Annotated in this window: 21 protein-coding genes; 10 read left to right on the top strand and 11 right to left on the bottom strand. The window is 31.7% G+C overall.

The window, feature by feature from the left end:
• Window positions 1-13: 13 nt before the first annotated feature.
• A complete protein-coding gene (gene asnS, locus ABWP78_RS00720; RefSeq protein WP_353167907.1) occupies window positions 14-1,462 on the bottom strand; it encodes an asparagine--tRNA ligase in 1,449 nt (482 codons plus the stop codon).
• A gap of 245 nt (window positions 1,463-1,707) precedes the next feature.
• Here asnS and ABWP78_RS00715 point away from each other — a divergent pair, with 245 nt between their 5' ends.
• Both ABWP78_RS00715 and ABWP78_RS00710 read left to right on the top strand, forming a co-directional pair.
• The gene (locus ABWP78_RS00715) at window positions 1,708-2,700 is read left to right on the top strand and encodes a hypothetical protein (protein ID WP_353167905.1); all 993 of its coding nucleotides are present in this window, start codon (window positions 1,708-1,710) and stop codon (window positions 2,698-2,700) included.
• 104 nt (window positions 2,701-2,804) lie between these two features.
• Window positions 2,805-3,821 (top strand): NAD-dependent epimerase/dehydratase family protein, encoded by a 1,017-nt coding sequence (locus ABWP78_RS00710; protein ID WP_353167903.1) that lies wholly within the window; start codon window positions 2,805-2,807, stop codon window positions 3,819-3,821.
• A 62-nt stretch (window positions 3,822-3,883) separates the two neighbouring features.
• Here the strand turns inward: ABWP78_RS00710 and frr are convergent, their stop codons facing one another.
• On the bottom strand, window positions 3,884-4,447 hold the full coding sequence (frr, locus tag ABWP78_RS00705) for a ribosome recycling factor (RefSeq protein ID WP_353167901.1): 564 nt from the start codon (window positions 4,445-4,447) through the stop codon (window positions 3,884-3,886).
• A gap of 81 nt (window positions 4,448-4,528) precedes the next feature.
• The gene (gene pyrH, locus ABWP78_RS00700; RefSeq protein ID WP_353167898.1) at window positions 4,529-5,236 is read right to left on the bottom strand and encodes a UMP kinase; all 708 of its coding nucleotides are present in this window, start codon (window positions 5,234-5,236) and stop codon (window positions 4,529-4,531) included.
• Between the two features lie 141 nt (window positions 5,237-5,377).
• Here pyrH and ABWP78_RS00695 point away from each other — a divergent pair, with 141 nt between their 5' ends.
• Entirely contained in the window at window positions 5,378-5,968 is a 591-nt protein-coding gene (locus ABWP78_RS00695; RefSeq protein WP_353167896.1) for a thioredoxin family protein, read from the top strand.
• A 2-nt stretch (window positions 5,969-5,970) separates the two neighbouring features.
• On the opposite strand, the gene ABWP78_RS00690 is transcribed toward ABWP78_RS00695, so the two are convergent.
• The 5 genes from ABWP78_RS00690 to ABWP78_RS00670 all read right to left on the bottom strand — a co-directional run bounded on the left by ABWP78_RS00690 (window position 5,971) and on the right by ABWP78_RS00670 (window position 9,319).
• The gene (locus tag ABWP78_RS00690) at window positions 5,971-6,498 is read right to left on the bottom strand and encodes a hypothetical protein (protein WP_353167893.1); all 528 of its coding nucleotides are present in this window, start codon (window positions 6,496-6,498) and stop codon (window positions 5,971-5,973) included.
• A 4-nt stretch (window positions 6,499-6,502) separates the two neighbouring features.
• Entirely contained in the window at window positions 6,503-7,195 is a 693-nt protein-coding gene (gene truB, locus ABWP78_RS00685) for a tRNA pseudouridine(55) synthase TruB (RefSeq protein WP_353167890.1), read from the bottom strand.
• Window positions 7,195-8,004, bottom strand: coding sequence for an undecaprenyl-diphosphate phosphatase (locus ABWP78_RS00680; protein WP_353167888.1), 810 nt, complete (start codon window positions 8,002-8,004; stop codon window positions 7,195-7,197). The genes truB and ABWP78_RS00680 overlap by 1 nt, the downstream gene beginning before the upstream one ends.
• 64 nt (window positions 8,005-8,068) lie before the next feature.
• Window positions 8,069-8,314: a DUF3098 domain-containing protein gene (locus ABWP78_RS00675; protein ID WP_353167885.1), complete on the bottom strand. Its 246-nt coding sequence runs from the start codon at window positions 8,312-8,314 to the stop codon at window positions 8,069-8,071.
• 129 nt (window positions 8,315-8,443) lie between these two features.
• Window positions 8,444-9,319: a cell division protein FtsX gene (locus ABWP78_RS00670; protein WP_353167883.1), complete on the bottom strand. Its 876-nt coding sequence runs from the start codon at window positions 9,317-9,319 to the stop codon at window positions 8,444-8,446.
• 159 nt (window positions 9,320-9,478) lie between these two features.
• On the opposite strand from ABWP78_RS00670, the gene ABWP78_RS00665 reads away from it, so the two are divergent.
• Both ABWP78_RS00665 and ABWP78_RS00660 read left to right on the top strand, forming a co-directional pair.
• On the top strand, window positions 9,479-12,706 hold the full coding sequence (locus tag ABWP78_RS00665) for a leucine--tRNA ligase (RefSeq protein ID WP_353167881.1): 3,228 nt from the start codon (window positions 9,479-9,481) through the stop codon (window positions 12,704-12,706).
• 178 nt (window positions 12,707-12,884) lie between these two features.
• Window positions 12,885-13,586 carry a zinc metallopeptidase gene (locus tag ABWP78_RS00660; protein ID WP_353167879.1) on the top strand — a complete coding sequence of 234 codons (702 nt, stop codon included), beginning with the start codon at window positions 12,885-12,887 and terminating at the stop codon, window positions 13,584-13,586.
• A 64-nt stretch (window positions 13,587-13,650) separates the two neighbouring features.
• Here ABWP78_RS00660 and ABWP78_RS00655 read toward each other — a convergent pair whose 3' ends face one another.
• Entirely contained in the window at window positions 13,651-15,012 is a 1,362-nt protein-coding gene (locus ABWP78_RS00655; protein WP_353167877.1) for a saccharopine dehydrogenase family protein, read from the bottom strand.
• Window positions 15,013-15,131: 119 nt separating this feature from the next.
• Between ABWP78_RS00655 and ABWP78_RS00650 the strand changes: the two genes are divergently transcribed.
• A complete protein-coding gene (locus tag ABWP78_RS00650; protein WP_353167875.1) occupies window positions 15,132-15,515 on the top strand; it encodes a DUF423 domain-containing protein in 384 nt (127 codons plus the stop codon).
• 72 nt (window positions 15,516-15,587) lie between these two features.
• Window positions 15,588-17,213, top strand: coding sequence for a phosphoenolpyruvate carboxykinase (ATP) (pckA, locus tag ABWP78_RS00645; protein WP_353167872.1), 1,626 nt, complete (start codon window positions 15,588-15,590; stop codon window positions 17,211-17,213).
• A 113-nt stretch (window positions 17,214-17,326) separates the two neighbouring features.
• On the opposite strand, the gene ABWP78_RS00640 is transcribed toward pckA, so the two are convergent.
• Together ABWP78_RS00640 and ABWP78_RS00635 are read right to left on the bottom strand one after the other, a co-directional pair.
• On the bottom strand, window positions 17,327-18,076 hold the full coding sequence (locus ABWP78_RS00640) for a uroporphyrinogen-III synthase (RefSeq protein WP_353168099.1): 750 nt from the start codon (window positions 18,074-18,076) through the stop codon (window positions 17,327-17,329).
• Window positions 18,077-18,098: 22 nt separating this feature from the next.
• Entirely contained in the window at window positions 18,099-18,764 is a 666-nt protein-coding gene (locus tag ABWP78_RS00635) for a DUF4271 domain-containing protein (RefSeq protein ID WP_353168098.1), read from the bottom strand.
• A 98-nt stretch (window positions 18,765-18,862) separates the two neighbouring features.
• Here ABWP78_RS00635 and ABWP78_RS00630 point away from each other — a divergent pair, with 98 nt between their 5' ends.
• Genes ABWP78_RS00630 through ABWP78_RS00620 form a run of 3 tightly spaced genes read left to right on the top strand, consistent with a single transcriptional unit; the run spans window position 18,863 to window position 21,258 of the window.
• Window positions 18,863-19,585 carry a polyprenol monophosphomannose synthase gene (locus ABWP78_RS00630; protein ID WP_353167870.1) on the top strand — a complete coding sequence of 241 codons (723 nt, stop codon included), beginning with the start codon at window positions 18,863-18,865 and terminating at the stop codon, window positions 19,583-19,585.
• Window positions 19,586-20,926: a dihydroorotase gene (locus ABWP78_RS00625; RefSeq protein ID WP_353167869.1), complete on the top strand. Its 1,341-nt coding sequence runs from the start codon at window positions 19,586-19,588 to the stop codon at window positions 20,924-20,926.
• Window positions 20,926-21,258, top strand: coding sequence for a DUF4296 domain-containing protein (locus ABWP78_RS00620; RefSeq protein ID WP_353167866.1), 333 nt, complete (start codon window positions 20,926-20,928; stop codon window positions 21,256-21,258). The genes ABWP78_RS00625 and ABWP78_RS00620 overlap by 1 nt, the downstream gene beginning before the upstream one ends.
• Window positions 21,259-21,277: the final 19 nt, after the last annotated feature.

Genomic DNA, 21,277 nt, shown 5'->3' with positions numbered 1-21,277 from the left:
TTGAAACAAATTTTTAGAACTCTGCGTTATCTGGCGTTCTTGGGAAAGGAATTACGTCGCGAATGTTAGTCATACCCGTAACAAACAACACCAATCTTTCAAAACCTAATCCGAAACCTGAATGCACCGCTGAACCAAATCTACGAGTATCTAAATACCACCATAATTCTTCTTCATCAATATCTAACGCTTTCATTTTTTCGATTAAAACGTCCAAACGCTCTTCACGTTGTGAACCTCCAACAATTTCACCAATGCCTGGAAATAAAATATCCATAGCGCGTACGGTTTCTTTTCCTGGTTCGGTTCCGTCATTTAATCGCATATAAAATGCTTTAATTTTAGCAGGATAATCAAATAAAATTACGGGACATTTGAAATGTTTTTCTACTAAGAAACGTTCGTGTTCTGATTGTAAATCAGCACCCCATTCGTCAATTAAATATTGGAATTTTTTATTTTTATTTGGTTTCGAATTTTTAAGAATATCAATAGCTTCGGTATACGAAACACGTTTGAAATTGTTTTCTAAAACAAAATTTAATTTTTCTAACAAAGCCATTTCGCTACGTTCCGCTTGTGGCTTGTTTTTTTCTTCTTCAATTAAACGATTTTCTAAAAACTTTAAATCTTCAGGACATTTATCTAACGTGTATTTTATTACATTTTGAATAAAATCTTCCGCTAAATCCATATTCGCAGCCAAATCATTAAAAGCTACTTCTGGTTCAATCATCCAAAATTCGGCTAAGTGACGAGAAGTATTTGAATTTTCCGCACGAAAAGTAGGTCCGAATGTATATACTTGACCTAAAGACATTGCATACGTTTCTGCTTCTAATTGACCAGAAACCGTAAGATTCGTTTGTTTTCCGAAAAAGTCTTCTTTATAATTTACTTTTCCATCTTCAGTTCTTGGCGTATTATCAAAAGGCAAAGCCGAAACTTGAAACATTTCTCCAGCGCCTTCAGCATCAGAACCTGTAATAATTGGCGTATTTACATACACAAATCCTTTTTCTTGAAAATATTTATGTACCGCGAAAGACAACGTAGAGCGAACACGCATAATGGCACCAAACATATTGGTTCGGGTACGCAAGTGTGCATTTTCTCTTAAAAAGTCTAAACTTGGTTTATTTTTGGGTTGTATTGGGAATTTTTCCGCATCAGAATCGCCTAAAATTTCAAGTTTAGTTACTTGGATTTCTACTTTTTGTCCAGCACCTTGACTTTCTACTAAAAGTCCGGTTACAGAAATTGCCGCACCAGTAGTAATGCGTTTTAGCGTTTCTTCAGGTGTGTTTTCAAAATCAACCACACACTGAATATTATTTAGCGTTGAACCGTCATTTAGCGCAATAAATTGATTGTTTCTAAACGTTCTTACCCAACCTTTTGCGTTTACTTCTTGTAACGTTTTTGTGTTTTCTAATAAATCTATAATTCTAATGTGCTTCATAATCTCCAAATGTTCATTTAAAATGCAAATATAGTGCGAATTTTTGAGTTTTAGAAATACGAATTTTAGATAAATTTATACTGGTTTTTTCTTTATAAGAAGCTGCTTATTATTTCAATTTTTCACTAATTTTACAAAATGATATTAGTCACAGGCGGAACAGGTTTAGTTGGTTTTCATTTATTGTTAAAATCAGATATTATAAATTGATCGAATTTTATACCTTTACTAAAACTAAAATAATTATGAAATCAATAATTTATATTTTTTTATTAACTCTTTTGTTGTTTGGATGCAAGAAAACCAATAAACATAATAAAAATGTTCCAAAAAATAAGAATATTACTTTATTAAAACCAATAACAAATTTTTTATTTTTTAAAACGGGAATGACATCTGGTGATGTAGAAAAAGAATTGTTAAAAAGAAAAATAGAGTATAAATTCAAAAATGATAGAAATTATGTTTTTGAAAACATTAACATAAATTCATTCAATTCCTATCATAAAATTTACAATTTAAAAGTTTTAAAAGGAAAATCTCTAAAAATTCTAAGTTATGAAATTAAAGATTTTGAATTAGGTTTTGTTAATGATACATTAACAGTGTTTAGATATTATCACATTAGCGAAGAACCTGAAGCTGAATACGTTTACCCAAAAATAATAGATGAAAATGGCGAAACCGTAATAGACATAACGAACAAACACTTTTCTGATAATTGGCATAAAGCAAATAGTGAATATAAAAAAAATGGTGTGTTTTTTAAAGAATATTATTATGCATTGAAGGAAAAATATGGGAAATGTGATAAAATAATTGGAGATATTTACGACGTAAAATTAACTGAAGACAATGAATTTGATTTTAATAAATTTTGGATTAATTATAAAATGATGTTAGGAAATAAATCAGATAAAAGAGGATTAAATAGTGAATTAGTTTATTATTCTTTAAATAATTATTTAACTCAAAGAGATTGGTCAAATGATATACATAATATAAATATTAGTCTTAAAAGAAGAGAAGTTAGAGAAATGTTTAGAGAGAAAAATAAGGATGCTGAATTTTTACCCTATATTACTATTATTGATATTACAGCTAATTTTAAAAAACACACATTAAAAAAAGTTTTTGATTTACATAAAAAACAATTAAAAGAAACAACTGAATTAAATAATAAAATCGTTAGCAATAAAATGAAAATGAAAAGAAAAAAAGAACTTGATAGTTTATAATTTAAAAGTAACTATAACAAAGATCATATTGCAATACACAATAATGATATAGTTAACAAAGTATAAAGTTATTTAATTTAAAAACTATTTGTTTATTTTACAAAATGATATTAATTACAGGAGGCACAGGTTTAGTTGGTTTTCATTTATTATTGCAACTCTCTCAAGAAGAGATTGCCATTCGTGCAATATATAGATCGGAGAAAAAACTTCTGCACGTTAAAAAATTATTCGAAAATGAAAACAAGCTTTCGGAATTTGAAAAAATTGATTGGGTTAATGCCGATATTTTAGATATTCCTGCACTTGAAACTGCTTTTACCAACGTTTCTTATGTATATCATTGTGCGGCGTTGGTTTCTTTTAACCCAAAAGATGAAGAAAAACTATATCAAAACAATATTGTTGGAACCGCAAATGTGGTGAATTGTTGCATATATTCAGATGTAAAAAAACTATGTTATGTAAGTTCGATTTCGGCTTTAGGAAACGGAACGGAACATAATTTGATAATAAATGAAGAAACGGAAAGAAACAATGAAGTTGTAAGAAGCGATTATTCTATTTCAAAATTTGGCGCAGAAATGGAAGTTTGGCGAGGGTTTCAAGAAGGATTAGATGTGGTAATTGTCAATCCTGGTGTAATTTTCGGGAACGGATTTCCAAAAGAAGGCAGCAGTTTATTTATTCAAAATATAAAAAACGGACAATTATTTTACACGCAAGGTAAACTTGGAATTGTAGCTGTGGAAGATGTGGTAAAAACTATGACGACTTTAATGAAAAGCACCATTTCTGGAGAACGCTTTATTTTAGTTGCCGAAGATGTAACTTACAAAGAATTATTTGATAGTATTGCAGATTGTTTGGCTTCGAGAACCTCAGCAAACAAAATAAAAAAACCAAAATTTGAAATAAAAAAGTGGCAATTACAAATTATTCGAATCTTTGAGTTTATTTTCACAACCCTGTTTTTTAGAAAACGAATGCTTACAAAAGCAACCATAAACGCATTATATAACTTAGAAACTCAAGATACGAATAAAATTAAAACCGCTATTGATTTTGAGTTTTTAGATATGAAGGTGTATTTGAAAACGTTGATAGAGAAAATGAAATAAAAAATCCAAATTCCTTTTACATATTGGAATTTGGATTTCTAAATATTGAAAGTTATTTATAATTATACTTTCATAATTTCAGCTTCTTTAGCTGTGAAAACCTCATCAATTTTCTTAATAAAAGCATCCGTTAATTTTTGTACGGAATCTTCCGCAACTTTACAAATGTCTTCAGATGTTCCGTCTTTTTCTTCTTTTTTGATGTCGCTATTGGCGTCCTTTCTGGCATTTCTGATACCTACTTTTGCATCTTCAGCTTCTGCTTTGGCTTGTTTTACTAATTCTTTACGTCTGTCTTCTGTTAAAGCAGGAATACTAATGATAATATTATCACCATTATTCATCGGGTTTAACCCTAAATTAGCAATCATTATCGCTTTTTCAATAGGTTGTAACATCGCTTTTTCCCAAGGCGTTACGGTTAAAGTTCTTGCGTCAGCAGCTACAACATTTGCCACTTGAGCCAATGCCGTTTGCGCACCGTAATAATCTACAAAAACACTACCTAACATTTGCGGAGATGCTTTTCCTGCTCTAATGTTTAAAAATTCTTTTTCTAAATGCGCTACCGAACCATTCATAGATTCTTTCGCACTATCAATAATAAAGTTAATTTCTTCTGTCATTTTTTTATGATTTTTAGATGGTTAGATTAAAGATTGTTAGACTAAAATATATTCTAATAGTCTAAAATTCTAATAATCTAATTATATCGTTACTGTTGTTCCTACTATTTCTCCGTTACAAATTTTAAGTAAATTTCCTTTTTTGTTCATATCAAAAACAATAATTGGCAATTTATTTTCCTGACTTAATGTAAAAGCTGTCGTGTCCATTACATTTAATCCTTTGGCTAATACATCGTCAAAAGTAATGGTGTCATATTTTACAGCGCTTGGATCTTTTTCAGGATCAGCAGTATACACACCATCAACGCGTGTTCCTTTTAAAATCACATCGCAATTTACTTCTATTCCTCTTAAAACTGCTGCCGTATCTGTAGTAAAATATGGATTTCCTGTTCCGGCACCAAAAATTACTATTCTGCCTTTTTGAAGATGTCTTGTGGCTCTTCTTTTGATATAAGGTTCTGCAATAGCTTCAATTTTTAATGCGGTTTGTAGACGTGTTGGCATTCCAGCATCTTCTAACGCACCTTGCAATGCCATTCCGTTAATAACTGTGGCTAACATTCCCATATAATCACCTTGCACTCTATCCATTCCGTTACTTGCACCAGCTACACCTCTAAAAATATTTCCACCACCAATAACAATGGCAATTTCTACACCTTGGTCGTGAATTTGTTTGATTTCTGAAGCATAATCTGCTAAAGTTTTCGGATCAATTCCGTACTGTCTTTCGCCCATTAAGGCTTCTCCACTTAATTTAAGAAGGATTCTTTTGTAACTCATTGTGTTATTTTTAGTGTTGCAAATATAATTATTATCTGCTATCAAAAAAACAATTTAATTTAGAAACTCCAATTCTGTGTAACATATAATACACAAATGCTCATAATTTATTTTTAAATTTGTAAAAACAATTCATCCGATATGAAATCTATCATCCAATCTGCTTTACAAAATAGTTGTTCTTATAATGAATATAGAACATTAGTTTCGAATTTAATTAGCGAAGGAAAATCGACCGGATACGTACAAAGTGCCGATTTATTACATTATTCGGAATTGAATGAAGTTCGTATAAAACGATTAGAAAAAACACTTAAATTAGACTTAGAAGTAGAAAAAGCGCTACAAAATTTGAAATCTAAACAAACTTGGTTAGTCATTTCAGAAGGTTGGTGTGGCGATGCGGCTCAGATTTTACCAATTATCAAATTAATGGCTGAAGTTTCTGAAAACATTGACTTTAAAATAGTGTTACGTGATGAAAATGAAGTCTTAATGAACCAATTTTTAACCAATGGTGCCAAATCGATTCCTAAATTATTGCTTTTAGATGAAGCATTCCATTTAATAAATCATTGGGGACCAAGACCAGAAGGCGCAAAAAACCTAATTATCGAGTATAAAGCAAAACACGGAATTGTAGATGAAGCTGCAAAAATAGCGTTACAAAAATGGTATTTAGACGATAAAGGAATTTCTACAATGAAGGAGATTGTTGGGATGATAAGTTAAGATTAATCAAAAGAAAAAACACTCAAACCTAAACTTATTGTATTTAAAGATTGCTGATTAAATTTAAATCCATAAAAACTACTATCAATAAACAAAGAAAAGTCATCATTATTTAAAAACCCTATTCTTGCTTTATAATAATTACCTGCTAAATTACCCCTACCTAATACAAAACTTTGACCAAAACCAAATTGTGTAATTAATCTTGTTTCATCTGCTATTTTAGGCGAAATGGAAAGTTGTGCATAAATTGGAACCGAAATAAGTTTTGAATCCCAATTCAAATCTAATCCAGAGTGAGATGAAATTCCAATCCAATTATGAAAAATATACCCATAACCTAATTTTGTACCTAATCCACTTGGTTTGTACCAAGGTTTAGATCTAATTTCATCTAATTCCTTTTGTTCATTTAATCCAAAAGGAACCGTGATTTCAAATTGAGTAAAGTTTGAAAAATTAGATTGTTTATTCTGTGAAAATGATTGACAAAAAACAAATAAAAAAACAATCGCCTTAAATAATTTCATAATATTAAGATATCAATCCTTGAATAAAAACTTCAGGTTCAGTAGCATTTTCAACTGAATAATCACCGATTTTTGTTCTACGAAGCGCAGTTAAATGACCTCCTGAATGTAAAGCCAATCCAAAATCATAAGCGATGGAGCGAATGTACGTTCCTTTACTGCAAACAATTCTGAAATCTATTTCGGGTAAAGCAATTCTGGTTATTTCAAATTCGGAAACTGTTACTTTTCTGGTTTTTATTTCCACTTCAATACCAGCACGAGCCGATTCGTACAACCTTTTTCCATCTTTTTTAATGGCTGAAAAAACAGGTGGCTTTTGATCTATTTCACCAATAAATTGGGGTAAAGTTTCGTGAATTAAAGCTTCTGTAATATGTTCGGTTGGAAACGTGGCGTTAATTTCTGTTTCTAAATCATAAGAAGGGGTTGTTGCTCCTACCGAAATAGTTCCATTATATTCTTTAGCTTGACCTTGTAATTCTTCAATTCTTTTGGTGAATTTTCCGGTACAAATCAGTAATAAACCAGATGCCAATGGATCTAATGTTCCAGCGTGACCAATTTTGAATTTTTTGGGTAATTTTAATTCCTTTATTAATCCGAATTTTAATTTATTTACGGCTTGAAAAGACGACCATTTTAGTGGTTTATCAATTAGTAAAATTTGTCCTTCTTGGTAGTCTTCTGCTTTCATTATTTGTATAAATTAAAGTAAGCTAACAATAGAATCCCTGCAATAATTCTGTACCAACCCCAAGGTTTAAATCCGTATTTTTTAATGATTTCAATGAAAAATTTAATAGCTAAAACCGCTACAACAAACGCAACTAAATTTCCAATTATAAACATTTTAGTATTGTCTTCTGTTTTCAGAATTAATTCGAAACCTTTTAAACCACTTTTATCATACGTTTTCAAAAACACCGAATAACAAGTAACCGCTAACATTGTTGGCACGGCTAAAAAGAATGAAAATTCCGCAGCCGCTTGTCGACTTAGCCCTTGTTGCATACCTCCAATGATACTTGCCGCGCTTCTGCTTGTGCCTGGCATCATAGCTAAACATTGCCAAAAACCAATAGTAACTGCTTTTTTTATAGTGATGTCTTCTTCTTTATGAATGGTAGGATTTTTGAAAAATCGATCTACGAATAGTAAAATTATTCCTCCAATAATTAATACAATTGCAATAGGTGTAGGATGTTCTAAAACAGCTTCGATTTTATCATCAAACAATTTTCCCAAAATTAAAGCAGGAACAACTGCCCAAGCCAATTTAATAAAGAATTGCAACTTCGAAAAATCAAAAAACTTTTTCCAATACAATACAACCACCGCCAAAATAGCTCCAAATTGTATAGAAACTTGAAATAATTTTACAAATTCTTCTTTTTCAATTCCGAAATAAGAACCGGCAAAAATCATATGTCCTGTAGAAGAAACCGGTAAATATTCTGTAATGCCTTCAATAATGGCAATGATAATAGCTTGAAGTAAATCCATTTTTTAGATTCTTAGATTCTTAGATTCTTAGATTCTTAGAAAAACAGAATCTTAAAAATATAAATTATTTTTCAGATTTCGACTTCTTTAAAATCGAATAAATTGTAATTCCGAATCCGATTAACACAACCGTTGGCGCTAATCTAATTCTTCTGAAGCTATATACGTCTTCATTAAATACATTTGGATTTTCGTTGGCACCACCGCTCATTAAAATGAAGCCTAAAGCAATAACCACTAATCCGATAATTAATATTTTATAATTGGTAGCACTGAATAAAAATTCGGGCTTTTTTGTGTTTTCTTTCATTGTAATTTATATTTATGTTGTTTTAAGACCTCAATTTATGGTGACTGAGGTTCTCGAAGTCACCATCGACCTAGGCTCTCGAAGTCACCATCAAATTAGATTCTCAAAGTCACTTTTTACTTAAGGCTTCTAATACAAGTCATCTGTTCTTAAATTTAAGAAACGAGTAGTTGCAAAATACGTACTCAACCAAGTAATAATAATACCGATTAACAATACGCCAAAAGCCACAATACCAATAGAGGCGTAATCGTTTGCAATTCCTAAAGTTGGAAATAAACCATCAATATAAAACGCTAAAATAACCAATCCAATAATGGCCAAAACCGCTCCAATTATTCCTAATAAAATACTTGTTTTGATAAAAGGTTTTCTAATAAATGTTTTTGTAGCACCAACCATTTGCATCGTTTTTATGGTAAATCGATGTGAGTAAACCGATAAGCGAATCGAACCGTTAATTAACAACATCGCTACAAAAGTTAAAACCGTACTTATAATTAAAATCCAAAAACTAATTTCAGACACATTTTCGTTAACTAATTCTACCAATTCTTTATCGTAAATAATGTCAGAAATATTGCCATTTCTTTTAAAATTATTTTCAATTTTTTTAATTTCTTCTTTGGTTACATAATCACTTTTTAAATTAATATCAAAAGAATTTTGTAACGGATTAAATCCTAAAAACTCCATAAAATCCTTACCAACTATGTCTGGATTGTTTTTAGCAGCTTCTTCTTTGGTTACAAAATCGTACGATTTGATAAATTTTGAATTTTTCAATTCTGTATCAAATGCATTTAGAATCGTATCATTCACTTCGTCTTTAAAATAAACACTCATTGGAATGTTTTCTTTAAAATCGTTCGAAATTTTTTCAGAATTTATCACAAACAAACCTAATGCTCCTAATAAAAAAAGTACTAAAAAAATACTAAAAACTACCGAAAAATAAGAAGAAATTAATCTTCTGCGTTGATATTGCTCAAATGATTGTGCCATAAGTTTACTAATTATGCTGTAAAAATAGTAAAGAAATTTTGTTTACACAGAATATAACAACAAAGTTTTAACATTAGTATATAAAAATGTAAATTTGCACCTTATTTTTTGGTTAAAACCGATAATAAAAAATCAGAAAACAGACTATAGAAAACAGAAATGAAATATTTCCACGAAAAAATCGAAGCCAAATGGCAACAATATTGGGCAAAAAACCAAACTTTTGCTGCGTCTAATCAATCGGATAAACCTAAATACTATGTGTTAGATATGTTCCCTTATCCATCGGGAGCTGGTTTGCACGTGGGGCATCCGTTAGGTTATATCGCTTCAGATATTGTAGCACGTTATAAAAGACATCAAGGTTTTAATGTATTGCATCCGCAAGGGTACGATTCATTTGGGTTACCGGCTGAACAATATGCGATTCAAACAGGACAACATCCTGCAGATACGACTCGAATGAATATTGAAGGTGGTGTCGATAAATCGGGAAATGTAATTCAAGGATATAGAAATCAATTGGATAAAATTGGATTTTCGTTTGATTGGAGCAGAGAAGTTCGCACCTCAAATGCAGACTATTACAAGCATACCCAATGGATTTTTATTCAATTATTTGAATCTTGGTACAATAAAACAACCGATAAAGCGGAAAGTATTTGCACCTTAATGCAGGAATTTGAGAAAAACGGAAATACGCAAGTAAATGCCGTTTGCGATGACAACATCACTTCGTTTTCTGCAGCCGAATGGAACGCTTTTTCATCGGAACAACAACAAAAAATCTTATTACAATACAGATTAACCTATTTAGCTGAAACCGAAGTCAATTGGTGCGCGGCTTTAGGAACCGTTTTAGCGAATGACGAAATTGTAAACGGCGTTTCAGAACGTGGTGGACATCCCGTAATTCGTAAGAAAATGACCCAATGGAGTATGCGAATTTCTGCTTACGCGGAACGCTTATTACAAGGTTTAAACGATATCGATTGGAGTGAATCTATCAAAGAATCACAACGAAATTGGATTGGAAAATCAGTCGGAGCTACAGTTTCGTTTAAAGTCAAAAGTCAAAAGTCGGAAAGTCAAACACAATCTGAGTCTTTCGACCTTAGACCTTCGACCTTCGACTATATCAATGTATTTACTACCAGACCTGACACGATTTTCGGAGTTACCTTTATGACGTTGGCACCCGAACACGAATTGGTTGCTCAAATTACCACTCCAGAACAAAAAGCAGCGGTGGAAGCCTATGTAGAAGCGACTGCAAAACGTTCAGAAAGAGAAAGAATGGCCGATGTAAAAACCATTTCAGGTGTGTTCACTGGTGCTTATGCCGAACATCCGTTTACCAAAGAACCCATTCCGGTTTGGATTGGCGATTATGTTTTAGCGGGTTACGGAACAGGTGCCGTTATGGCGGTTCCTTGTGGTGATGAGCGTGATTATGCTTTCGCGAATTTCTTTAAAGGAACGCACGGAATGCCAGAAATAAAAAATATTTTCAACCAAGATATTTCTGAAGCCGCTTATGGTGAAAAAGGCGGATTCGAATTGGTAAATTCTGATTTCTTAAACAGATTAGATTACAAAAACGGAACGAAAAAAGCCATCGAGGCTTTAGAAAAAATAGGTGCAGGAAATGCCAAAGTAAATTACCGTTTACGTGATGCCGTTTTCTCACGCCAACGCTATTGGGGTGAACCTTTTCCAGTATATTATGTGAATGGTTTACCACAAATGATAGACAAAAAACACTTGCCAATTGTATTACCAGAAGTAGAAAAATACTTACCCACCGAAGACGGCCAACCGCCATTAGGAAATGCAACGGTTTGGGCGTGGGATAGTGTGCAGTGTGCAGTGGTTTCAAACACACTTTGTCATGCTGAACTTGATTCAGCATCTCATAATGGAGTGTATCCATTAGAATTGAACACGATGCCAGGTTGGGCAGGTTCTTCTTGGTATTGGATGCGTTATATGGATGCGCAAAATGAAAACGAATTTGCGAGCGAAGACGCCTTAAAATATTGGGAAAGCGTAGATTTATACATTGGCGGAAGCGAACACGCTACGGGACATTTATTATACTCGCGTTTTTGGAATAAATTCTTAAAAGACAGAGGCTACGCACCAACCGAAGAACCATTCAAAAAACTGATTAATCAGGGAATGATTTTGGGAATGAGTGCTACTGCGTATAATGTATCTATTGAATTTAATATTGATTGTTTTAATTCCAATAAACAATATTTAGGCAAATTAGATTTTGATAAAAAAATACCACATTCTAAATTTACAAGTTTTAAAAGAAATTACCTTGTTTCTAAAAATAAAATGAGTTTTCATTCTAAAGATCCAGATAGTTATTTTCTTGGTGAAGAAGTGAGAAAAGAAATAGAATTTCAATTAAAAAATGAATTTATAAAACAAGTCCAATTTGGAGAGGTTATTAAAGGAGGAAAAGAATATGATTTCTCAGATATTTCAATTGTATTAACATCATTTATTCCTTATAAGGAAAGAGTTTTATTGGATTTAATTGACGAAGTTTCAAATGAGCTAAAAATTGAGGATTTTAAAACACATCCTTTATACTCGAATTTATTTAATGTAATGAATGCAGAATTTGTTTTAGAAAACGGCAAATACATTGTAGGTAGAGAAGTCGAAAAAATGTCGAAATCAAAGTACAATGTGGTTTCCCCAGATGATATTTGTAATGAATATGGTGCCGATACCTTACGCTTGTACGAAATGTTTTTAGGGCCTTTAGAGCAATCTAAACCTTGGAATACAGCTGGAATTACAGGTGTTTCTGGTTTCTTGAAAAAATTATGGCGTTTGTATTTTGATGATAACGGTTCGGTTATTGTAAACGATGAACCAACTGCAGAAATGTACAAATCGTTACATAAAACCATTAAAAAAGTAACCGAAGACATTGAGAATTTTTCATTTAACACATCGGTTTCTCAATTTATGATATGCGTAAACGAATTGCAACAATTAAAATGCAATCACAGAGCTATTTTAGAACCTTTAGCTATTTTAGTTTCACCGTATGCACCACATATTGCGGAAGAATTATGGTTGGGATTGAAAGATTTAAAAATTGAAGAATTGAAAGATTACGAAGGAATTTCAACACAACCTTTTCCAAAATTTGAAGAAAAATATTTGGTAGAATCTGAAAAAGAATATCCTGTTTCATTCAATGGAAAAATGCGTTTCACGATTAAGTTACCATTAGACTTAACAGCGGCTCAAATTGAAGAAATCGTAATTGCGGATGAAAGAACACAAGCGCAATTACAAGGCAGAACGCCAAATAAAGTGATTATTGTACCAGGGAAGATTATTAATTTGGTGGGATAACATAGAATGTGTCAATAAGCCAATGTGCCAATATTAAAAACTCAAACATAAAAGTTTGAGTTTTTTTGTAACATTTTTCATTTTTTTAAGTATAATAAAATGTCAAACTGTCATTTTTAAAATTTGGCTCATAATTTGATATTTATTTAGTAACTTTAAATTTTTAAAATTAAATACTATGTTTGATTTACCTTATATGATTTTAATTGGAGCAATTGCTCTTTTTAGTTGGTTAGTAAGTTCTCGTTTAAAAAGCAAATTTGAACATTACTCAAAACTTACCTTAAGAAATGGTATGTCTGGTGCCGAAATTGCAGAAAAAATGCTTGCTGATCACGGAATTAGTGATGTAAAAGTGATTTCTACTCCAGGAAGATTAACAGACCATTACAATCCAGCAGATAAAACAGTAAATTTATCAGAAGCCGTTTATAACCAAAGAAATGCAGCAGCTGCAGCAGTAGCCGCTCACGAAGTTGGACACGCGGTACAACACGCACAAGCCTACGAATGGCTAACGATGCGCTCTAAAATGGTACCAATGGTTAATGTGTCGTCAAGTATGTCGCAATGGTTAATTATGGGTGGAATTATTTTAGGATTCGCTTCAAAATCTGGAATTGGCTTTTATGTAGCAGTGGCTGGTTTGGCTTTAATGGCTGTGGCAACAGCATTTAGTTTTATTACTTTGCCCGTTGAATACGATGCAAGTAATCGTGCTTTGGCTTGGTTGAAAAACAAAAATATGTTAGGTCAAGAAGAATATGCTGGTGCCGAAGATTCTTTAAAATGGGCTGCCAGAACGTATTTAGTTGCCGCTTTAGGTGCTTTAGCTTCTTTATTATATTGGGCATATAGAATATTAGGATCCAGAGATTAATTCTTAAAAACCTAAAATAGTAAATCCAAATTCCGAAACAATTTCGGAATTTGGATTTTTTTATTTAATTATAGTAATCGTATCCAAAGTATGGTACATCAAATTCTTTAAAAACCACGCCATACTGTTCTAATTCTTCTAAAATTGGTAGATACACTTCTTTAGAAACAGGTAATTGCACCCCTGTTGTTTGTATCTCGCCATTTAATATCTTCAAAGTGGCAATGGCTACGGGTAATCCCACAGTTTTGGCCATTGCGGTATACGTTTGATCGTCGCCCAAACAAACCATTGTAGCATCTATTTGTTTTTGCTCACCATTAATTTCATAACCAATTTTATGATACATCACAATCATGTCTTTATCTTCTGGTTGTAATGTCCATTTATACGATAGTATTTTTTCTAACATTTGAGCTGGAGTGGCATTTTTTAAACCTGTAACTACAGATTTACTGAATAAATCTAACTCTAAAAGTTTGTCCCAAATTACATCGTCTTGATCAATTTTTAATTGGTGTCTAAATTTAATTTCCACAGAGTCTGTTGGATGATAAGGCAAAAATAAATTTACAAAATCGCGATTACTCATATTTTCAGAATCATCAATAATATAGGTATCATCCGTCATACCTAATTGCACGAAAACATCCCAAGCTTTTGAAAAACCGACTCTTCTTATGGTTCCACGATAACAGGTTTCTGCATTTTGTAAACCATAAATTTCTCTATATTTTAAAGAATCTCTGTTTGCGTAAGCTTCAAATCGTCCAAAACCTTCCACTTCTAAAAATTCGGTTCTTCTAAATAATTTATGATAAGGAATGTACTTATAAGTACCTTCTTGTATGAATTTTGCCGCTCCACCTTGACCCGCTAAAACGACATTTCTTGGATTCCAAGTAAATTTATAATTCCACAAATTGGTATCGCTTTCAGGGGCAACTAATCCGCCACAAAAAGATTCGAAAAGAATAATTTTTCCACCTTTACTTTTAATGTCGTCCATAATTTTCATGGCACTCATGTGGTCTATTCCTGGATCTAAACCAATTTCGTTCATCAATACAATTTGGTTTTCTTTAGCTTGAAAATCTAAATTTTTCATTTCTTCACTAATGTACGATGCCGTAATCATGCTTTTTTTATAGAAAACACAGTCTTTAGCTACCTCAATATGAAGATGAGCCGGTAACATTGAAATAACAATATCCGCTTGTTGAATTTCTTGTTTACGTTGTTCGTCATTACAAACATCAAAAGAAATAGCCCGCGCATTTTTATGGTTTCCCGTTTTTTTATTGGCTAATGCTTCAGATAAATCAGCAATCGTAAGTAGCAAGTTTTCGGCTTCTGATTTATCTAATAAATATTTTATAAGTGAAGAGGCAGATCGACCTGCTCCTATAATTAATATCTTTCTCATTTTACTATAATATCACACGAAGGTAATGAAATGTTATATTTCTAAAAAATAAAAAACCGCATTTATAAAAAAACTTGATTTGAAGTTTGTTATATTTGTGAAGAGATAAAACACAATCCATGGAAAAGAAAATTCTACTTGCAGCATGTGCTTTGGGCTTTTTAGCTATTATATTTGGAGCTTTTGGAGCGCATGCCTTAAAAAAATCACTTACTGTTGAACAATTAAATTCTTTTGAAACAGGTGTGAAATATCAAATGTATCACGCCTTGTTTTTATTGTTCATTGGCGCGACGCAAATCATAACTTTAAAGGAAAAAACAATCGTGTTTTATTTGACTTTAACGGGTGTATTATTTTTTTCAGGATCCATTTATGCTTTAACAACCAATGGTTTAACTGGTTTTAAAACGAAACTTATTGGGCCTATAACACCAATCGGAGGCCTGCTTCTTATCCTATCTTGGGGGTATTTATTTTACTTAATTTTGACGAAAAAATAATAGAAACCGTTTATTTGTCAAATTATTGTTTAATTTTGCACTTTAAATAAAAGCAACATAACTAATAATTTTATGGATACCTACGCTCAATTTACGAAATCGATTTCGTTAGAAAAATATGGAATCAAAAATGTCACAGAAATCGTATATAACCCTTCCTATGATTTACTTTATAACGAAGAGTTAAATGACACCCTTCAAGGTTATGAAAAAGGACAACTAACAGAACTTGGAGCCGTTAATGTTATGACGGGTGAATTTACAGGTCGTTCTCCTAAAGACAAATATATTGTAAAAGACAGTACAACAGAAAATACCATTTGGTGGAATTCTGAAAAAGCGGTTAACGATAACAAACCTATTTCAACAGAAACTTGGAATGCCTTAAAAGAAACTACATCTACACAATTATCCGGAAAAAGACTTTTTGTAATAGATGCGTTTTGTGGTGCAAATGAAAATACACGTTTAAAAGTTCGTTTCATTATGGAAGTGGCTTGGCAAGCGCATTTTGTAACAAATATGTTCATCAGACCAACCAAAGAAGAAGTAGCAAACTTTGGCGAACCGGATTTTGTGGTGATGAACGGTTCTAAAACAACTTTTAAAGATTACGCTGCACACGGATTAAATTCGGAAGTTTACGTTGCCTTTAACTTAACAGAAAAAATTCAGTTGATTGGTGGTACTTGGTATGGTGGCGAAATGAAAAAAGGGCTTTTCGCCTTAATGAATTATTACTTACCCTTACAAGGAATTTCATCGATGCATTGTTCTGCAAATAAAGGAAAAAATGGCGATGTAGCTGTTTTCTTCGGGCTTTCTGGAACAGGGAAAACAACCTTATCTACGGATCCTAAACGCGAATTAATTGGTGATGACGAACACGGTTGGGATAATGATGGCGTGTTTAATTTTGAAGGCGGTTGCTATGCAAAAACTATTGATTTAAGTGCGGAAAACGAACCTGATATTTTTAAAGCTATAAAAAAAGACGCCTTATTAGAAAATGTTACGGTTGATGTTAATGGAAAAATCGATTTTAAAGATGGTTCTGTAACACAAAACACGCGTGTATCTTACCCTATTTACCATATAGACAATATCGTAAAACCTATTTCAAAAGCAGGACACGCTAATAAAGTTATCTTTTTAACCGCAGATGCTTTTGGGGTGATGCCACCAGTTTCAAAATTAACTCCTGAACAAACAAAATATTATTTTTTATCAGGATTTACAGCTAAATTAGCCGGTACTGAAAGAGGCGTGACACAACCAGAACCAACGTTTTCAGCTTGTTTTGGAAAAGCTTTTTTAACTTTACATCCAACAAAATATGGTGAAGAGTTAGTAAAAAAAATGGAACAACATCAAGCTACTGCATACATGGTAAACACAGGTTGGAATGGAACTGGAAAACGAATATCTATTAAAGACACAAGAGCCATAATTGATGCCATTTTAGATGGTTCAATTGAAAAAGCAGCCACTACAATTGTTCCTGTTTTTAATTTTGAGGTCCCTACCGCTTTAAACGATGTGGATGATTCAATTTTAGATCCAAGAAATACGTATTCAAATCCAAAAGAATGGGATACAAAAGCTGAAGATTTAGCAAGTCGCTTTATTAAGAATTTTATACAGTACTCGTATAATCAAGAAGGTGCTGCTTTAGTAGAAGCAGGTCCAAAATTATAAAACCTAAAAAAGTAAAACTTACTTGTAAAATCGTCTTGAAATCAAGACGATTTTTTATTGTACAAAAAAAGCGTTCATTTCTGAACGCTTTTATAATTTATAAATAAAAAATATTATTTTCCTTTGTTTGCTTCCGCTACATATTTTTCTAAAGCACCAGTCATAGAAGGCGTTCCTGGTGCAGGTGCTAAAATATCAACGCGTAATCCGTGGTCTAAAGCTTCTTTCTGAGTGGTTGGTCCAAATACAGCAATTCTAGTGTGGTTCTGCTCAAAATTTGGGAAATTCATGAAAAGTGATTTTATTCCAGTTGGACTAAAAAAGGCCAACACATCATAATACACATCTTTTAAATCAGATAAATCACTCATTACAGTTTTATAGAAAATCCCTTGTTTCCAATCTACTTTTAAACCATCTAATGTTTGTGGAACATCGTGATTCAATTGGTCAGTATTTGGCAATAAGAATTTTTCGTCTTTATATTTTTTTATAAGAGGCGTTAAATCAGCAAAATCTTTCTGTCCAACATAAATTTTACGTTTTCTGTAAACAACATATTTTTGTAAGTAAAACGCAACTGCTTCCGATTGACAAAAATATTTTAAATCTTCAGGAATTTTATATCTCATTTCTTCAGCAACTCTAAAAAAGTGATCTATAGAATTTTTACTTGTAAATATAATTGCTGTAAAATTGTTTAAATCAATTTTTTGCGTTCTTACTTCCTTAGCTGAAACACCTTCAATATGAATAAAAGGTCTAAAATCTATTTTAACCTTAAATTTATTTTGCAAATCGTGATATGGAGAATTGTCCACTTTTGGCTCTGGTTGTGAAACCAAAATCGTTTTTACTTTCAAATTTGACATATCTAACAAATTCCTAATTTTTCGTTATCCAATAATACATGAAATAATACGGTGCTATTTCAAGGGTGCAAAGATACAAAATAAAATAAAACAATTTGCTTAAAATTGTCTTTTGATATGTTTTTATAAAAAAATAATAAGTAAAAACATTATAAAGTAAAAAAATAGTTAAAATAATGTAAAACACCTCTTTTATTGGCCATGAATTATAGTACAAAACAATATTAATGGGCAATAAAATAAACCCTAAAAAAGCCCGATAATTTACTTTTATAAGATTAAACTTATCTACTAAACTTTCGGAATCTATAGCTGTTCCTATAATTTTTTCAATTAAAAATTTTGATAAGATAAAAACAAATAAAAATGTTATTACTTGGATATAAGTTATAAAATTATCGGTTTTCGTATAATTAAAATAGCTTAAAAACAATAAAATAAAAAAGGAAAAAGAAATTAATTGAATGACAAACATTGAAATCGTAAACCAACTCAATAAATTATTAGTGTCTTTATATATCTTATTATACTTTTCAGAATAACCCAATTTAATAAACTCATTAAATCTTACTGAAAAAATTGTTTTGTTAATAGCAACAATTGCAATTGCTAATACAAATAATAAGGCTGCCCAATCTTTATTGATTAAAATCCGCTCTGTTAATAGTATATTATTCATAATGCAAAAGTAACAAAAAAAATAACTCAAATAAATTATAAAATTATTAAGAAAATTAATGTAAAAATAACTTAATTTTGTAACGAAATTAAAATAACATGTCAGCAGGAATAGTAATTATACCTACATACAACGAAATTGAAAATATAGAACGGATTATCCATGCTGTTTTTCAGTTACCTTCAAACTTCCATGTATTAGTTGTGGATGATAATTCGCCAGACGGTACTTTTAATAAAGTTGCCGAATTACAACAACAATATCCTGAAAAATTATTTTTAGAAGTAAGAACTAAAAAATCAGGCTTGGGAACCGCATATGTGCATGGTTTTAAATGGGCATTATCTCATAACTATAACTATATTTATGAAATGGATGCCGATTTTTCTCATAATCCAAACGATTTAGAAAAATTATATTTGGCCTGTCAAAATGGTGCTGATGTAGCAATTGGTTCAAGATATTCCAAAGGTGTAAACGTAGTTAATTGGCCTTTAAACCGAGTTTTAATGTCGTATTTTGCTTCAGTTTATGTGAAATTTATTACTGGCATGCAAATTCATGATGCCACAGCAGGTTTTATTTGTTATAGAAGAAATGTTTTAGAAACTATTAATATTGATAAAATTAAATTTGTAGGATATGCATTTCAAATAGAAATGAAATATCGTGCTTTTGTAAATAAATTTAAGATTGAAGAAGTGCCAATTATTTTTACAGACCGAACGCTAGGCGAATCAAAAATGAGTGGCGCAATTATTCGTGAAGCGGTAATTGGTGTAATTATGTTACGAATTAGAAAAACATTTAATAAACTATAAATGAGTACGTTTTTAATTAAAAATGCAAGAATTGTAAATGAAGGGAGCATCTTTGAAGGAGATGTATTAATTGAGAATGAAATCATCCGTCAAATTGGAGACAATATTAGTGCAAAATCGTCAGAATGTATAATTATTGATGCCGAAGGAAGTTTTTTAATTCCTGGCGTTATTGATGATCAAGTTCATTTTAGAGAGCCGGGACTTACGCATAAAGGCGACATCGCGTCAGAAAGTAAAGCCGCCGTTGCTGGTGGAATTACCTCTTATATTGAGCAACCCAACACGGTTCCGAATGCAGTAACTCAAGAGCTTTTAGAAGATAAATATCAAATTGCTTCCAAAACATCTCACGCCAACTATTCTTTTATGATGGGTGGTACTAATGATAATTTAGAAGAAATTTTAAAAACAAATCCTAAAAATGTTGCCGGTTTGAAGCTGTTTTTAGGTTCCTCAACTGGTGATATGTTAGTAGATAGTTCCGCATCGTTAGAAAAAATATTTTCTAACACGAAACTTTTAATAGCCGTTCATAGCGAAGACGAAACCATTGTAAAAAATAATCTTGCGAAATACAAAGAAATCTACGGTGATGACATTCCAGTAGAAAAACACCCAGAAATTAGAAGTGTAGCATCATGTTACGAATCTACCGTTAGAGTTATTGAATTGGCTAAAAAAACCGGTGCAAGATTGCATGTTTTTCATATTTCAACCGCTAAAGAATTAGACTTATTTACAAATAAAATTCCGCTTGAAAAAAAGCAAATTACAGCTGAAGTTTGTATTCATCATTTGTGGTTTACAGATGCAGATTATGAAACCAAGGGCTCATTGATTAAATGGAACCCGGCGGTTAAAACTCATGCAGATAAAGAGGCCCTTTGGAAAGCGCTCTTAGATGATAGAATAGATGTAATCGCTACAGATCATGCGCCTCATACTTTAGAAGAAAAATCAAATCTATATACAACTTGCCCATCTGGAGGCCCATTAGTGCAGCATGCTTTAGTTGCCATGATGGAGTCGTACTTTAATGGAAAAATTTCTATAGAAAAGATTGTTGAAAAAATGTGTCATAATCCAGCGAAAATTTTTAAAATAGAAAATCGTGGTTTTATTAAAGAAGGGTATTTTGCCGATTTAGTTATAGTAAATCCTCACATGCCTTGGAATGTGAAAAAAGAAAATATTATTGCAAAATGTGGCTGGTCGCCTTTTGAAGGAACTAATTTTAAATCGAGAGTGACGCACACTTTTGTAAATGGAAAACTGGCTTATGCCAATGGAAAAGTAAAAGATATTATTGCAGGAGAAAGACTAACTTTTGATAGATAATGATGAAAAAAATAATTTATTTAGCTGTTTTTTTTGGATTTTTTGCGTGTAATGAAAATCCTGCAAAACCACCAAAAAAACTTTTGGACGAGGATACCATGGAGAATATTTTATATGATATAGCTGTTTTACAAGCTGCTAATAGTAATGCCCCAGAAATTTTAAAAGCTAATAAAATTGAAGCTAAAGACTATATTTACAAAAAGTACAAAATAGATAGTGCTACGTATCATCAAAATAACAGATATTACGCTGCAGAAGTGAACAATTACAAACACATGCACAATCGAATTTTAGCTAGGCTAGAAAAACACCAAAATGCTAAAAAATAAAAAAAACGCCAAATTCTAA

The sequence above is a fragment of the Flavobacterium sp. genome, assembly GCF_040402955.1.
In the GTDB taxonomy this organism is placed as follows: domain Bacteria; phylum Bacteroidota; class Bacteroidia; order Flavobacteriales; family Flavobacteriaceae; genus Flavobacterium.
Note: the sequence above shows the minus strand (reverse complement) of the source record. Positions and strands in the feature narration are given on the sequence as shown.